This is a genomic window from Paenibacillus humicola (assembly GCF_028826105.1).
Classification (GTDB): Bacteria; Bacillota; Bacilli; order Paenibacillales; family Paenibacillaceae; genus Paenibacillus_Z; species Paenibacillus_Z humicola.
The window spans coordinates 3,535,310-3,549,686 of sequence record NZ_JAQGPL010000001.1 but is presented as its reverse complement, the minus strand read 5'-3'; the positions used below and the strand labels follow the sequence as shown (position 1 = coordinate 3,549,686).

Here is a 14,377-nt window from a genome sequence, read left to right as displayed (position 1 = left end):
CGTTCGGCGCATGGACATACACTTTACCAAGGATGGGAGGCGTGTGATCATGCGTTCGCAGGCAGGGCTGCCGCTGCTTAGAAAGGAATTGACGCTGCTAATATTCGTAACGGTTATTTTTGTCGTCGGACTTGTGTTCGGAGCGCTCCTGGTCAACGCGCTGACGATGGATCAGCAGCGGGAGCTCGCGGAAAACGTGCAGCTGCTTGCGAAACGGGCGCTGGCGGATGCGCCTGGTGCGGGCGGCGGCGATTTTGCCGGACGGGCCGCTTTTTATGCGAAATGGCTGCTTCTCATTTGGGTGCTTGGCGTAACGGTCGTCGGCATGCCGCTGGTGCTGGCGCTCGATTTTTTCAAAGGCGTGCTCGTCGGCTTTGCCGTCGCGACGCTCGTGAACGAGCATGCGTGGAGAGGACTTCTGTTTTCGCTTGCTTCCGTCGCTCCGCAGAATCTGATTGTTGTCCCGGCGCTTCTGATTGCGAGCGTCTCGGCCTTATCCTTCTCGCTGTACGTCATCCGCAGCCGGCTGTTGAACCGGTACGGAACATTAAGCGGTCCGCTTGCGGCTCATACGTCGACCGCCCTGCTCATGCTGCTCATCGCCACGGGGGCTGCGCTTGTCGAAACATACGCTTCACCGGTGCTTCTGAAGTGGGCTGCGCCGCTGATTTACGGGGCTTGAAAGCGGATTGTAATCATTCTAAAAAAGTTTGACTTTCCTCGCAATGTGCCCCTATAATGAAAGCAAACGTTTCCGGCATAAGGCGCAGGGTGCAGGTGCGAGGGGGGAAACCATGGAGTCCCGGATCGAGAAAATCAAGCAGCAGCTTCAGTCTCAAGGGTACAAGCTGACCCCGCAGCGCGAAGCGACGGTGCGCGTGCTTCTGGAGAACGAGGAAGACCATTTGAGCGCGGAGGACGTGTTCATGCTCGTCAAGGACAAGGCGCCGGAGATCGGTCTTGCGACGGTCTACCGCACGCTCGAGCTGCTCAGCGAACTGCATGTCGTGGAGAAAATGAACTTCGGCGACGGGGTTGCCAGGTACGATTTGCGCGCGGATAACAGCAAGCATCATCATCATCATCTAATTTGCGTCCAATGCGGCTCGATGGAGGAGATCAAGGAAGATTGGCTCGGACCGCTTGAGGAAAGACTTGAGCGGGAATACGGCTTTATGGTCATCGACCATCGTCTGGATTTTCAAGGCATTTGCAGGCGATGCCGGGAAAAGAACGAACAGTAACTCCCCGATAGGCGCCCTTCATTCGAGGCACGAATGAGCTGGGCGCATACGCGAGGGAGTTTTTTATTTGGACCGGCGTCTGCGGGCCGCGCCCGAGCCGGAGCGGGAGACTTTGGCGGCACGGGCAAGCCGGATCAGGCCGGCCCCCTGCGACCGCGAGGAGAAGCCGGACAGCTTCAGCGCGGTATTGCGAAGCTTTCGCGAAATCTGGTACGGCCGCAGCTTCGGATTGATCGCGAGCAGCAGCGCCGCTCCGCCGGCGACATGCGGGGACGCCATGCTCGTGCCCGACAGCGTCTTGTAGCCGCCGCCCGGCCAGGTCGATTTGATTGCCGTGCCGGGTGCGGCAACGTCAATGCCTTTGCCCCGGCTGCTGAAAGAAGCAATCTGGTTCTGAATGGTCGACGCGGCAACGGCGATCGTCTCCGGAAAGCTTGCCGGCTCGTCGATCCCTCCGCTGAAGATGCCGCCGTTTCCCGCGGATGCGATGACCACGATTCCTTTTCGGCGGGCGCGCTGGATCGACTGGCGCAGAGCGGAGCTTGTGGCGCCGGAGAGGCCGAAGCTCATATTGATCACCTTCATCCCGTTGCGAATGCACCAGTCGATGCCGTCAATGATGCTCGAAATGTACCCCTCGCCCGCCGCATCGAGCGCTTTAACCGCAAACAGCTTTACCTTGGGCGCGACGCCGGGGATCATGCCGTTCGTACCGAGGGCGGCGGCGATGCCGGCGACATGCGTCCCGTGACCGTTATCGTCCGTATAGGATCTTCCGCCGATCGTATTGACGCCTCCGGCAATGTGCAGGTCGGGATGCGGCGCAATGCCGGTATCGATGATGGCGACCGGAACGCCATCGCCCTTCGTCCTCTTCCATACCTTCGGCGCCTGCACGCGGCTGACGTTCCATGTCGTCCCTTCGGCGCTTTCATGTGCCCGGCCGCGCAGCGGGAGCGGCCCGATTCGCCCTCGCCGCAAAAAAGGGCGCGTACGCTTTCCCCGTTTGATGGCGGCATCCGATGCTTCGGCTTTACCAAACGGTGCAGGCCGGGCATGGGCGCGGATTTTAAAATCCGGCTCGACGAACCGGATGTCGGGATGATGGAGCAGCTGATTGAACCGGCTCGCCTCGGACCGGCTCAAATTGCAGCAAAGGATAAAGCCTCCGCGAATCAATTTGACCGGCCCGAGCCCCCGTTTGGACAGCTCGCGGGCGCAGCGCTTAAAGGAAGATCGGCTCTTGAAGCCGATCATTTTCCGAGTTGCCCCGGAACCGGACGGGCGTGCGCAGCTGACCAGCAATCGTTCGACGTTTTGCACATTCGGCCCTCCTCAAAGTTTTGTGAAGCAAAACTTGCATCGAAAGCAACGGCTGCGTATTGTGAAGAAAATCCCGCTTCGAAAACAATTAATCGTACAAGCTCACAACCCTCAGGGCAGACTTTTCATTCAGTGTATGGGGGCTGACATCCAGCCGCATGGGCGGCCGTCGCCCCGGCACATAATTTATGCCAGCGGGGGAGAACGTATCGGTAAGAAGGGTAGGCGGGGCGGGACTGTCAAGCCGTCCCGCGGCTGCATATGTAGGAATGAAGGAGGTTATGCGGATGATCATCGGGGTTCCGAAAGAAGTCAAACCGAGCGAATACCGGGTCGCGCTCACCCCGGCCGGAGCCGGCATGCTGATCGCGGCCGGGCACGATGTGGTCGTGGAAACAGGGGCCGGCGAGGGAAGCGGTTTTACGGACGACGCTTATACCGCCGAAGGCGCCGGAATTGCCGCAGCGGCGGCGGAAGTGTGGGCGAAGGCCGACATGATCATGAAAGTAAAGGAGCCGCTGCCGGAGGAATTCGGCTATTTCCGGGAGAAGCTGCTGCTGTTTACGTATTTGCATCTGGCGGCCGCACCTCAGCTGGCAGGCGCACTTGCAGACAGCGGAGTATCCGGCGTTGCGTATGAAACGATCCAGCTGCTAGGAGGAAGTCTGCCGCTGCTGACCCCGATGAGCGAGGTGGCCGGCCGGATGGCCGTCCAGGTCGGAGCGCAGTTTCTGGAAGCCTTCTATGGCGGCCGCGGCATTTTGCTCGGCGGCGTGCCGGGCGTCCCGCCGGCTGAGGTGATCATACTGGGCGGCGGCATCGTCGGGACGAATGCCGCAAAAATTGCGCTCGGCATGGGGGCGGACGTCGTCATTTTGGAGAAAAGCGCGGACCGGATGCGCTATATCGACGATATATTCGGGGGCCGCGTGCGGACGCTGATGTCGAACCCGTACAATATCGCCAGCGCCGTCCGGAAAGCCGATCTGCTGATCGGCGCGGTTCTGATTCCGGGGGCGAGGGCGCCGCACCTCGTCACGGAGGAAATGGTGAAAACAATGAAAAAAGGGGCCGTCATCGTGGACGTGGCCGTCGACCAGGGCGGTACGATCGAGACGATCGACCGCGTGACGACACATAAGGACCCGGTATACGAGAAGCATGGCGTCATTCATTATGCTGTCGCCAACATGCCGGGCGCCGTGCCCCGAACGTCGACGCTGGCGCTGACGAACGTCACGCTGCCGTATGCGTTCGAGCTGGCGACCGACGGGCTCGAAAAGGCGGTTCGCCGCAATGAATCGCTGCGCAAGGGCGTCAATACGTACAAAGGCCGGATCACGCATCCCCAGGTCGCCCAGGCGGTCGGCCGGCCCTATATTCCGCTCGACCAGCTGCTCGACAGCACCCCCTTCGACCAGTTGAACTGAAGGCTGCGGCCGACCGGCCAATCATGAATCGGCGTCTCCTTTCATATGGTGGTTACAGCGGGACAACTACCCGCATTTTCGTTCATCCCAGGAAGGAGGCCTCCGGCTATGGTCGTTTCGGTGCGCAAAATGGTCAGGCGGCTCATATTCATCGTCCTGCTGGTCCTTCTCACCTTCGTCACGTACGGCAGCTGCCGGTATATCGCGGCATGGATCGCTCCGGATGATCCGTACCGCGTCCCGCAGGGGCAGGCCCTCAAAGTGTTTCAGCCGGGGCTGGGCGGCACCGGAAGCGAATCGATTGTGGACCGGCTGCGGCTGTTTTACTGGTACGGCGAGTGACCTTTCCCGTCTGCCGCCTGTTTTCGACAGGAACGGGCAGGAAAACCCGGCATCCGTGTGGAATATAGGAGGACGAAACCGGGGAAAGGAACGACCCAGCGATGAGAGCCCATTTAGAAGCCTTTATGCGTTACCTTCAGGATGAAAAGCGGCTTTCGCACAGCACGCTCGGTTCGTATGAGCGCGATCTGGAAGGCTTTCTTGCGTTTGCCGCGGAACAGGGCCTTCAAGGACCGGGCGACATTCAGAAGCATCACGTCTCGCGTTATATGCTCGGGCTGAAGCAGCAGGGCCGCGCCAACGCGACGGTTATCCGCCATGCGGTTTCAATCCGGTCGTTTTTTCATTATTTGCTCCGCGAGCGGATTGTCGGCCATGATCCGACGCTGGAGCTGGATACGCCGAAACCCGTAAGGAAGCTGCCGACCATTTTGTCGGTCGGCGATGTCGAGCGGCTTCTTTCCGCGCCGGAAGCTACGGCCGGCGGCATTCGCGACAAGGCGATGCTCGAGCTGCTCTATGCGACGGGCATCCGTGTTTCCGAGCTGGTGGCGCTCGATTTGCCCGACGTGAACATTTCGCTCGGATTTATCCGCTGCGGCGGAGCCGCGGGGCGCGAGCGCGTCGTCCCGATGGGGGCGGTCGCCTGCGAGGCGCTGACGGCTTACGCCGATTCCGTGCGGGGAAGGCTGCTGCGCGGCGGCGATGCGGAGAACGCGCTTTTTCTGAATCAGCTCGGAACCCGGATGACGCGGCAGGGCTTCTGGAAAATCGTAAAAAAATACGCGGCGGAAGCGGGCATTACCCTTGACATTACGCCGCACACGCTCCGACATTCCTTTGCCGCCCATTTGCTCGAGAACGGCGCCGATCTCCGCTCCGTGCAGGAGATGCTCGGCCATGCCGATATTTCAACGACGCAGGTGTATGCGCAGGTGGCCAAGACGCGCATTAAAGACGTTTACAACGGCGCTCATCCGAGAGCGAAAGTAAAATAACGAGACCGTCCGGGAGGGAGCGCTTTATGAAATTCCAGCGCATCGCGCTGATCGTCCTCGACAGCGTCGGCATCGGCGAGCTGCCCGACGCGGCGTCGTTCGGCGATGCCGGATCGCATACGATCGGCCACATCTTGAACCGTGTTCCGTCGCTGTCGCTGCCGCATCTGCGCGGCTGGGGACTCGACCGGATCGAACGGCTCGGAGGCTGGCAGCCCGAAAGCGGCCCGTCCGCTTATTATGGCAAAATGGCGGAAGTGTCCGTCGGGAAGGACACGATGACCGGACACTGGGAGCTGGCCGGGCTGAAGGTGACGGTTCCGTTCCGCACCTTTCCGGACGGATTTCCGCGCGAGCTGCTGGACGCGTTCGAAAGCCGTACGGGCCGCGGCGTGCTCGGCAACAAACCGGCCAGCGGCACGGAAATTATCGCCGAGCTCGGCGAGGAGCAGCAGCGGACGGGAAAATGGATCGTCTATACTTCGGCCGACAGCGTATTTCAAATTGCGGCCCACGAAGAAGCCATTCCGCTCGAGGAGCTGTACGAAGCCTGCAAAATCGCCCGCGAGCTGACGCTTGACGACCGTTACGCGGTCGGACGCGTGATCGCCAGGCCGTATACCGGCAAGCCGGGCAACTTCGTCCGCACGCCGAACCGTCACGATTACGCGGTCAAGCCGCCGCAGCCGACGGTGCTGAGTTCCTTGAAGGAGAACGGCTTCGACGTCATTGCGGTCGGCAAAATCAACGATATTTTCAGCGGCGAAGGGATTACGGAAGCGCTGCCGACCAAAAGCAACGCCGACGGCATCGCCAAAACGAGCGAAGCGCTTGGCCGCTCTTTCAAGGGGCTGCTGTTTACGAATCTGGTCGACTTCGATTCGCTATACGGCCACCGCCGGGACCCGCAAGGCTATGCCGGTGCGCTCGAGGAATTCGACCGCGCCGTTCCGGAGCTGGCCGGACGCCTCACGGAACGCGATCTGCTGATCGTGACCGCCGACCACGGCAACGACCCGACGCACCCGGGCACCGACCATACGCGGGAATACGTGCCGCTGCTCGTGTACGGGCCTGCACTTAAGCGTTCTGGAAATCTTGGCGTCCGTTCGACCTTCGCCGACGTCGCGGCCACGATTGCCGACAATTTCGGCGTGAAGGCTCCGGACCACGGCACGTCGTTTTTGGGCGAGCTGCAGTAGCTTCAGGCAATTTTTCAAAGAAGATAGCATGGGGAGGTTTACCGGATGAATGAACTCAAAGCGCCGCATATTCGCGAAGCGGCGGACTATATTTTGCAGCGCTCCTCGCTGCGGCCCGAAATCGGGCTGATTATGGGATCGGGGCTCGGCATTCTCGGCGACCATATGGAGAACGCGGTAACCATCCCGTATCGGGAGATTCCCCATTTTCCGATTTCGACCGTGGAAGGCCATGCCGGCGAGCTGATGATCGGTACCCTGTCGGGACGCCCGTCCGTCCTCATGCGCGGCCGCTTTCATATGTATGAAGGCTATGGGCCCGAGCTGACCAGCTTTCCGGTGCGCGTCATGAAAGCGCTCGGCGTCCGCACGCTCGTCGTCACGAACGCTGCGGGCGGCATCAATACGGGCTACGAGCCCGGCGATCTGATGCTGATCAGCGATCATATCAATTTGACGGGGCGCAATCCGCTTGTCGGACCGAATGACGGCGAGCTCGGCGCCCGGTTCCCGGACATGTCCGAAGCGTACAGCCGCCGGCTGCGCGAGCTGGCCCGCGAAACGGCGCGGAAGATGGGCTTCGAGCTCCGCGAGGGCGTCTATATCGGCGTGCTCGGCCCGTCTTACGAAACGCCGGCGGAAATCCGCATGATGCGCACGCTTGGCGCGGACGCCGTCGGGATGTCGACGGTAGCGGAAGTAATCGCGGCGCGGCACTCCGGCATCGAGGTGCTGGGCATCTCCTGTATCAGCAACATGGCGTCGGGTATTTTGGACCAGCCTTTATCCCATCAGGAGGTCATCGAAACGACGGAACGTGTCAAATCCCGCTTCTTGGGACTGGTGACCGCTCTGGCAACGCTGCTTTAGGCTCGTTTTTTGTAACATAATTGTAACAAAGGTCTCGACCGATTGTGACAATCTTTGTCCGGCGATTCGTCATATAATGTCTGTGGAATCGAACAGAAATTTTGAAGTGGGGATAGGAAATGGACAACCTTACATCTTGCCGGCTGGAGAGCCTGCGCGGTCAGCTCGTGTCGACGGCGATGCGGGAAAATACGTTTCTGCACCGGGATGTGCTGCAGCTGAGCCAGTCGCTCGACCAGCTCATCGTGAAAGTGCAGACGGAAAAGCGCGAATCGCTTGCGGGGCGAAAATAACACCGCACCTTACTAGCGAATACAGACGGAGGCATTCACATGCGGACGGTCGATCTCATACAGAAGAAAAGAAACGGCGGACAGCTGACGGACGATGAGCTGTCCTTTCTTGTAGACGGTTACTGCCGGGGCGGCATCCCGGACTATCAAATGTCGGCATGGGCGATGGCCGTTTATTTTACCGGCATGACGGCGGAGGAGACCGCTTCCTTGACACTCGCCATGGCGCGTTCGGGGGATCAGGTCGATTTATCGCCGATTCAAGGCGTCAAAGTCGACAAGCATTCGACCGGAGGCGTCGGCGACAAAACGACGTTAATTGTCGCACCGCTTGTCGCAGCGTGCGGCGTTCCCGTCGCAAAAATGTCGGGCCGCGGGCTCGGACATACGGGCGGTACGATCGACAAGCTCGAATCGATCCCGGACTTCCAAACGGAGCTGGAGCCGGATCGTTTTTTCCGCCAGGTGAACGAGATCGGGCTTGCCGTCATCGGGCAGAGCGGCAATGTGACGCCTGCCGACAAGAAGCTCTATGCGCTCCGCGACGTAACGGCTACTGTGGAATCGATTCCACTCATCGCCAGCTCGGTCATGAGCAAGAAAATCGCCGCCGGCGCGGATGCGATCGTGCTTGACGTGAAGACGGGCAGTGGTGCGTTCATGAAGACGCTGGACGATTCCGAGCGGCTGGCCAAGGCGATGGTCGAGATCGGTACGCAGGTCGGCCGGCGGACGGCTGCGCTCATCAGCGACATGGATCAGCCGCTTGGCTTTGCGATCGGTAATGCGGTGGAGGTTGCGGAGGCGATTGAAACACTGAAAGGCCGAGGGCCCGCCGATTTGACGGAGCTGTGCGTTAAGCTCGCCGCGTATATGGTGCTGCTGGGCGGCAAAGCGGAGCGGCTGGAGGATGCCGAAGCATCGGTCCGAGAGCGGCTGGCTTCCGGGGAAGCGTTGGAGAAGTTTCGCCGTTTCGTCGCCGCTCAGGGCGGCGATCCGGCGGTGGCGGACCGGCCGGAGGAACTGCTGCCGCAGGCGCCGGCCGTCGTTCCGGTTAGGGCCGAGCGCAGCGGGTATATCCGCCGGATCGACGCCGAGCGCTTGGGGCTGGCTGCGATGCAGCTCGGCGCCGGACGCGAGACGAAAGATGCGGCGATCGATTATGCGGTTGGCTTAACGCTGAAAGTCAAACTTGGCGGCAGGGTGGAATCCGGCGACGAAATCGCGCTGCTTCACGCGCGCCGGGAAGACGCAGAGACGCGCAGCATCGCGGCGATGGTGCTCGAAGCCTGCGAGTTGGGCGGCGAACCGCCGGAGCCGGGGCCGCTGCTGCTGTCAGTCGTGACGGCGGAAGGAACGCAGCGTTTCGTTTGAAGTCCAGTTCAGCTGTTCGGCCGTCGGTCGGCAAAGCTCCGGAGCATCCGGGCTTTGCCGATTGCTGCTTCGTCGATAGGACCTTCCTGTTTGTTCTTGGGAAAGAAATTCGTCCTTGCCGCCTGACCAAAACGCCGGAAGCCATTTCTTCCTAGCGTTCGCTGCTTCCAGGCGTTATTCGGACACGCGTATTTCCGGATTGGCCGCTATAATCGCCTCGGCGCAAGCCCACAGCTTCGGGAGGTAACGGAGGACGGCATCGGCGCGCCGGTGAAGCTCGCGGTCGGTTGCGACGCCGAGGTCGTCCAGCAGCTCCTCGAAGGCCGGAAGAAGCGCCCGGTCCTGTGCGGGGTCGTCCGCGGCCAATATTTTGTGGCAGCGCGCGAACGTCGCGGCGATCCAAAACACCGCTTCACGGTAGTCGCCGGCCGCGATCCGCATGCGGATGCCGTCGATGGCGACCGGTCTCGCCGCGGCGGTAATGTCGGAGCTGAAGAAAAACGGCGTCTTCGCCGCACCGGCCGCGGCATCGAAGGTCTGCTCCAACCGGCTCAAATGCTGGGCTACGCGTCCCTCGGAGAGCTGCGCGCAGCCCAGCAGCTCCAGCAGCTCCGGATACATGCCGGACTGCCCGTACCGTTCAAGCGTCTTGCGCGCGGCAAGGTAGCGGAGCCGGACGGTCGGATTGCGCGTCGCGGCGGCGAGCAGGACATGCGTCGTCACGCCTGTCGGAAACAGCCACGCCATCGCCCGGTCGGGCAGTGGCGCATTGACGTCGAGCCCGCGCAGCCCTTGCTCGATGCGGCTGCGCGCATGCCCGCATCGGCGCCGCACCCATTTGCTGTCGGCAAAATGGCGCGACACGGCGGTTTGCAGCTCCTTGAGCCGGCCGGACGGATCGGCGATGAGCGTATCCCTGCGAAAGCCCCCGGCCAAATGATAGTCGGCCAGCACCTTTTCCGGCGAGGCCAGATCGTTTGCGGATAAGTAGGTCGCCTCAAGTAAAACGCCCTCGTAGCGGAATTTTCCCGGCTTCATCGGCGCCTCGTCCCGGTCGAGGACGACGATTACATCGACATCGGAATCGGACGGCAGCTCCGCATTGCCGTCCATGTCGACAGTCGAGCCGCTGAAGTAGGCCCCGACAAATCCCTCGGTCCTGCAAGCATTCTCCGCCACCCACGATTTCGCCGCATCTCGCGCCGCTTCCACTTTCATGTTAGGCCGCCTCCCCTTGAACGTTCATGTTAACGCTTTCCATTATAGAGCGCCAGCCGGAAAAGACCAGTCTGTTTTTATCCGGCTCAGATGGTGTATAATGGGAGGAGAAGAGAAACGTTACCCGACCCGTGAAAAAAAGGGCCCCTGAACTCGCCGAAGTACGGCGGCTGCAGGAGGCCCTGTTTGGCTTTAATTACCCGAATAATCCGTCCGGTTAACGGTTATCGACCTTTTCGGGATACAGATCGTGCTGCAGCAGCCGCTGCTCGGCCATGCGCCCGTATTTCGTGTCCGGCTTGCCGTAATTGCAGTACGGATCGATCGAAATGCCCCCGCGCGGCGTAAATTTGCCCCAAACCTCGATATAGCGGGGTGCCAAGAGTCCAATCAGGTCGTTCATGATGATATTGACGCAGTCCTCGTGAAAATCCCCATGATTGCGAAAGCTGAACAAATACAGCTTCAGCGACTTGCTCTCCACCATTTTGACATCCGGAATGTAGCTAATGTACATCGTTCCAAAATCGGGCTGCCCGGTCATCGGGCACAGGCTTGTAAATTCCGGGCAATTGAATTTGACGAAATAATCGCGGTACGGATGCTTGTTGTCGAACGTCTCGAGCACGCCGGGATCGTAGGTGAACGTATACGCCGTCCCCTGGCTGCCGAGCAGCGTAAGCCGGTCCAAATCTTCTTTTTTTCTGCCTGTCGTCATGTGTCTGTCTCCTTACGTTTCGTAGTTTTTTTGAGAGGGAGATTGCGAACCTCTACCGAGCGGACGGATGAATCGGTAGTGTGCGTCTCCCGCCGCGCCGCCAGGATTTTAAGTCCAAGGGAAACAGATTCATTATATCAGGTCCGGAGGCTTGCCGCAGCCTCCCGCTCATCCGGCGAATTATGCATCGGCTGGAATAATTTAGCCATTAACGGTCCACACTGATGAGGAGAATTTAGCCGAACCGGCGGATGCGCGAGCGCCGCTCAGGCATCATTTTGGAGGGAGAACGACAACAATGAACCGCAACTGCAAACAGCTGCTCCTGATCAGCTGCATATCCGCGATGATATTCGGCGGGCCAGCCGCCGCTTACGCCAAGGAACCGGCACCGGCGCCGTCTCCCGGGCAGAACGACCTGGCGCAGTCCGCGCGCTCGGCCATTCTGATGGATGCGGACAGCGGGACGATCATTTACGAGAAAAACAGCCATGAGAAGCTTCCGCCGGCCAGCATTACGAAGGTGATGACGATGCTGCTCGTAATGGAGGCGCTCGACGAAGGCCGGCTCAAGCTGTCCGACAAGGTGCTGACAAGCGAATATGCGGCATCGATGGGCGGGTCGCAAATCTTTCTCGAACCGGGCGAAGAGATGACGGTCGACGAGATGCTGAAGGGCATCGCGCTGGCATCGGGGAACGATGCTTCGGTCGCCATGGCGGAGAAAATCGCCGGCACCGAGTCGTCGTTTGTCGACATGATGAACAAGCGCGCCGCCGAGCTCGGGCTGAAAAATACCCATTTCGCGAATGCGAACGGGCTTCCGGCTGAAAATCATTACTCGTCCGCTTACGACATCGCGGTCATGTCCCGCGAGCTGCTCAAGCATCCGGAGATTACGAAGTATACCGGGATGTACCAGGATTACCTGCGCAAATCGAGCGAGAAGCCGTTCTGGCTCGTCAACACGAACAAGCTCGTCCGCTTCTACAGCGGCGCCGACGGCCTGAAAACGGGCTTTACGAGCGAGGCGAAATTTTGCCTGACGGCAACCGCGCTGCGCGACGGCCTTCGCGTCATTGCCGTCGTTATGGGCGAGCCGAACACCAAAACGCGCAACGCCGAGGTTTCGCGGATGCTCGACTATTCGTTCGCGCAGTATATGAACCATACCATTTTCAAAAAAGGCGATGTAATGGGTACCGTCAAAGTCGAGAAAGGCGTCGTGCCGGAGCTCAAGCTGACGGCGAAGCACCCGTACAGCGTGCTGCTGAAAAAAGGCACGCCGGTCAAGGATATCCGCTATGAGCTGCAGCTGAATTCGCTCAAAGCGCCGGTGACGGTCAATATGCCGATCGGCAAAATGATCGTCTATCAAGGGGACAAGCCGCTGACCGAATTCGCCGTGGACGCTCCGCAGTCGGTGGCTCGGGCCGGCTGGTGGAAGCTGTTCAAACGGACCTGCGGAAGCCTGTTCTCGTAAAGCCGGCTTACATTTCGCTTCGTTGCGGACGGGCTGCGCCGGGCGGTCTTTCATGAACGGACCGTATGCCGGCAAAGCCCCGCTTGCCCGCCGAATAAACAGAACGGCGCGCTTTAGCGCTTTTTGTCAGCTCATAGCGCTCTGCTTCTAGTTTTGTCGCCCGGCAGGAAACGAAGGCCGTTCCGTAGAAATGCTTGTTCAACACCAAGCTGATCCTCTTAAGTGCACGCAAAGGAGTGAACGAGGTCATGAGTTTGCAGGTTGAACTATCGCATCACCGGAACGTGCTGATCGTCAGGCTGCGCGGCGAGCTGGACCATCATACGGCGGATTCCGTCCGCTTCAAGATGGAGGAAGCGATTTTGCGGGGCAACAGCGATCATGTCATTCTGAGCTTGAAGGACCTCCAGTTTATGGACAGCTCCGGTCTCGGCGTCATACTCGGCCGGTACAAGCAGCTGAAGGCGAAGGGCGGCAAAATGGTTGTATGCGACGTCAATCCGGCCGTATACCGGCTGTTCGAGCTTTCGGGGCTGTTCAAAATATTGCCGATTCACGAAAACGAGCGGTTAGCGCTCACAAGTCTGGAGGTCGTTTCATGAGCGGAACGAATGAGATGACGCTGACCTTTTCCGCCCGTTCGGAAAACGAGGCGTTCGCGCGCGTCGCTGTGGCTGCTTTCGTCTCGCAGCTCGATCCGACGATGGAGGAGCTGAACGATTTGAAGACGGCCGTCTCCGAGGCGGTCACCAATGCGATCATCCACGGCTACGACGGTAACGAAACCGGCAAAGTGACGGTCGAGGCGTCGATCAGCGGCGGCGTGGTGCGGATTGTCGTCAAGGATAACGGCGACGGGATCGAAGATCTGGAGCTGGCGCGCCAGCCGCTTTACACGTCCAAGCCGGAGCTGGAGCGCTCGGGGATGGGCTTTACGATCATGGAAAATTTCATGGACGGCTTCGAAGTGTACAGCGAGCCCGGCAAGGGTACATCCATTGCGATGACGAAGCGAATCGAATCGAAAAAGGCGCTGTTCAATTAGGCGCATAGGGGTTGACCGCATGGAAGTCGATTTGAAACAAACGGCGCAACCGTTTTTGGACGATTCCGAGGTGAAGCGGCTCATCGCGCTCAGCCAATCCGGCGATACGGTGGCGCGCGACACGTTAGTGCAGTGCAATATCCGGCTTGTCTGGTCCGTCGTGCAGCGGTTTATGGGCCGCGGGTACGAACCGGAGGATTTGTTTCAAATCGGATGCATCGGGCTGCTGAAATCGGTCGATAAGTTCGACCTGTCGTACGACGTCAAATTTTCGACGTACGCGGTGCCGATGATTATCGGAGAAATCCAGCGGTTTCTGAGGGACGACGGTACGCTCAAGGTCAGCCGCTCGCTGAAGGAGACGGCCAACAAGGTGCGCAAAACCAAGGACGAGCTGTCCAAGGTGCTCGGGCGGCTGCCGACGATCAAAGAGGTAGCCGACAAGCTCGGCATCACCCCGGAGGACGTCGTATTCGCCCAGGAGGCGAACAAGCCGCCGACGTCGATTCACGAGACGGTATTCGAAAACGACGGCGACCCGATCACGCTGATGGACCAGATCGCCGACGATTCCCAGGAGCGCTGGTTCGACAAGCTGGCGCTGAACGAAGCGATCGGCGGATTGTCGGAACGCGAGCGTCTCATCGTCTACCTGCGCTATTACCGCGACCAGACGCAGTCGGAGGTTGCCGCTCGGCTCGGCATTTCACAGGTGCAGGTATCGCGCCTCGAGAAAAAAATACTGCAATCGATTCGGGACCAGATCGCCCAGTAGGACGTCTCCCCCAAAACGGCCTGTCAAGGATAAACCTTGCAGGCCGTTTTGCTGTTTTCGGA

17 protein-coding genes and 1 riboswitch are annotated in these 14,377 nt (G+C 59.9%); of the genes, 13 read left to right on the top strand and 4 right to left on the bottom strand.

Annotation, left to right across the window (positions count from 1 at the left end; translation table 11 throughout):
* Positions 1–49: 49 nt before the first annotated feature.
* Together spoIIM and fur are read left to right on the top strand one after the other, a co-directional pair.
* The gene (gene spoIIM / locus PD282_RS16390) at positions 50–682 is read left to right on the top strand and encodes a stage II sporulation protein M (protein ID WP_274651723.1); all 633 of its coding nucleotides are present in this window, start codon (positions 50–52) and stop codon (positions 680–682) included.
* 112 nt (positions 683–794) lie between these two features.
* Positions 795–1,244, top strand: coding sequence for a ferric iron uptake transcriptional regulator (gene fur / locus PD282_RS16385; protein WP_274651722.1), 450 nt, complete (start codon positions 795–797; stop codon positions 1,242–1,244).
* Between the two features lie 63 nt (positions 1,245–1,307).
* Here the strand turns inward: fur and PD282_RS16380 are convergent, their stop codons facing one another.
* Complete coding sequence (locus PD282_RS16380; RefSeq protein ID WP_274651721.1) at positions 1,308–2,567, bottom strand: S8 family peptidase; 1,260 nt, start codon at positions 2,565–2,567, stop codon at positions 1,308–1,310.
* A 287-nt stretch (positions 2,568–2,854) separates the two neighbouring features.
* Here PD282_RS16380 and ald point away from each other — a divergent pair, with 287 nt between their 5' ends.
* The 7 genes from ald to PD282_RS16345 all read left to right on the top strand — a co-directional run bounded on the left by ald (position 2,855) and on the right by PD282_RS16345 (position 9,076).
* Positions 2,855–3,997, top strand: coding sequence for an alanine dehydrogenase (gene ald, locus PD282_RS16375; RefSeq protein WP_274651720.1), 1,143 nt, complete (start codon positions 2,855–2,857; stop codon positions 3,995–3,997).
* A 108-nt stretch (positions 3,998–4,105) separates the two neighbouring features.
* The gene (locus PD282_RS16370) at positions 4,106–4,339 is read left to right on the top strand and encodes a DUF4227 family protein (protein ID WP_274651719.1); all 234 of its coding nucleotides are present in this window, start codon (positions 4,106–4,108) and stop codon (positions 4,337–4,339) included.
* A gap of 101 nt (positions 4,340–4,440) precedes the next feature.
* On the top strand, positions 4,441–5,337 hold the full coding sequence (xerD, locus tag PD282_RS16365) for a site-specific tyrosine recombinase XerD (RefSeq protein ID WP_274651718.1): 897 nt from the start codon (positions 4,441–4,443) through the stop codon (positions 5,335–5,337).
* 26 nt (positions 5,338–5,363) lie between these two features.
* Positions 5,364–6,539, top strand: a complete 1,176-nt coding sequence (locus PD282_RS16360) for a phosphopentomutase (RefSeq protein ID WP_274651717.1) — start codon at positions 5,364–5,366, stop codon at positions 6,537–6,539.
* Positions 6,540–6,584: 45 nt separating this feature from the next.
* Complete coding sequence (locus PD282_RS16355) at positions 6,585–7,409, top strand: purine-nucleoside phosphorylase (protein WP_274651716.1); 825 nt, start codon at positions 6,585–6,587, stop codon at positions 7,407–7,409.
* A 119-nt stretch (positions 7,410–7,528) separates the two neighbouring features.
* On the top strand, positions 7,529–7,702 hold the full coding sequence (locus PD282_RS16350) for an aspartyl-phosphate phosphatase Spo0E family protein (RefSeq protein WP_274651715.1): 174 nt from the start codon (positions 7,529–7,531) through the stop codon (positions 7,700–7,702).
* Between the two features lie 39 nt (positions 7,703–7,741).
* Entirely contained in the window at positions 7,742–9,076 is a 1,335-nt protein-coding gene (locus tag PD282_RS16345; protein ID WP_274651714.1) for a pyrimidine-nucleoside phosphorylase, read from the top strand.
* Positions 9,077–9,250: 174 nt separating this feature from the next.
* On the opposite strand, the gene PD282_RS16340 is transcribed toward PD282_RS16345, so the two are convergent.
* Positions 9,251–10,294: a hypothetical protein gene (locus tag PD282_RS16340; RefSeq protein ID WP_274651713.1), complete on the bottom strand. Its 1,044-nt coding sequence runs from the start codon at positions 10,292–10,294 to the stop codon at positions 9,251–9,253.
* A 217-nt stretch (positions 10,295–10,511) separates the two neighbouring features.
* Positions 10,512–11,012, bottom strand: coding sequence for a preQ(1) synthase (queF, locus tag PD282_RS16335; RefSeq protein WP_274651712.1), 501 nt, complete (start codon positions 11,010–11,012; stop codon positions 10,512–10,514).
* A gap of 15 nt (positions 11,013–11,027) precedes the next feature.
* Positions 11,028–11,071: riboswitch (PreQ1 riboswitch) on the bottom strand.
* Between the two features lie 287 nt (positions 11,072–11,358).
* Here queF and PD282_RS16330 point away from each other — a divergent pair.
* Entirely contained in the window at positions 11,359–12,495 is a 1,137-nt protein-coding gene (locus PD282_RS16330) for a D-alanyl-D-alanine carboxypeptidase family protein (protein WP_420832363.1), read from the top strand.
* A 7-nt stretch (positions 12,496–12,502) separates the two neighbouring features.
* Here the strand turns inward: PD282_RS16330 and PD282_RS16325 are convergent, their stop codons facing one another.
* Positions 12,503–12,697: a hypothetical protein gene (locus PD282_RS16325; protein WP_274651710.1), complete on the bottom strand. Its 195-nt coding sequence runs from the start codon at positions 12,695–12,697 to the stop codon at positions 12,503–12,505.
* A gap of 46 nt (positions 12,698–12,743) precedes the next feature.
* Here PD282_RS16325 and spoIIAA point away from each other — a divergent pair, with 46 nt between their 5' ends.
* The 3 genes from spoIIAA to sigF are packed head-to-tail and all read left to right on the top strand — an operon-like array spanning position 12,744 to position 14,315.
* A complete protein-coding gene (gene spoIIAA, locus PD282_RS16320) occupies positions 12,744–13,097 on the top strand; it encodes an anti-sigma F factor antagonist (RefSeq protein ID WP_274651709.1) in 354 nt (117 codons plus the stop codon).
* Positions 13,094–13,540 carry an anti-sigma F factor gene (spoIIAB, locus tag PD282_RS16315; protein ID WP_274651708.1) on the top strand — a complete coding sequence of 149 codons (447 nt, stop codon included), beginning with the start codon at positions 13,094–13,096 and terminating at the stop codon, positions 13,538–13,540. Before spoIIAA ends, spoIIAB begins: the two co-directional genes overlap by 4 nt.
* A 19-nt stretch (positions 13,541–13,559) precedes the next feature.
* Entirely contained in the window at positions 13,560–14,315 is a 756-nt protein-coding gene (sigF, locus tag PD282_RS16310; protein ID WP_274651707.1) for an RNA polymerase sporulation sigma factor SigF, read from the top strand.
* Positions 14,316–14,377: the final 62 nt, after the last annotated feature.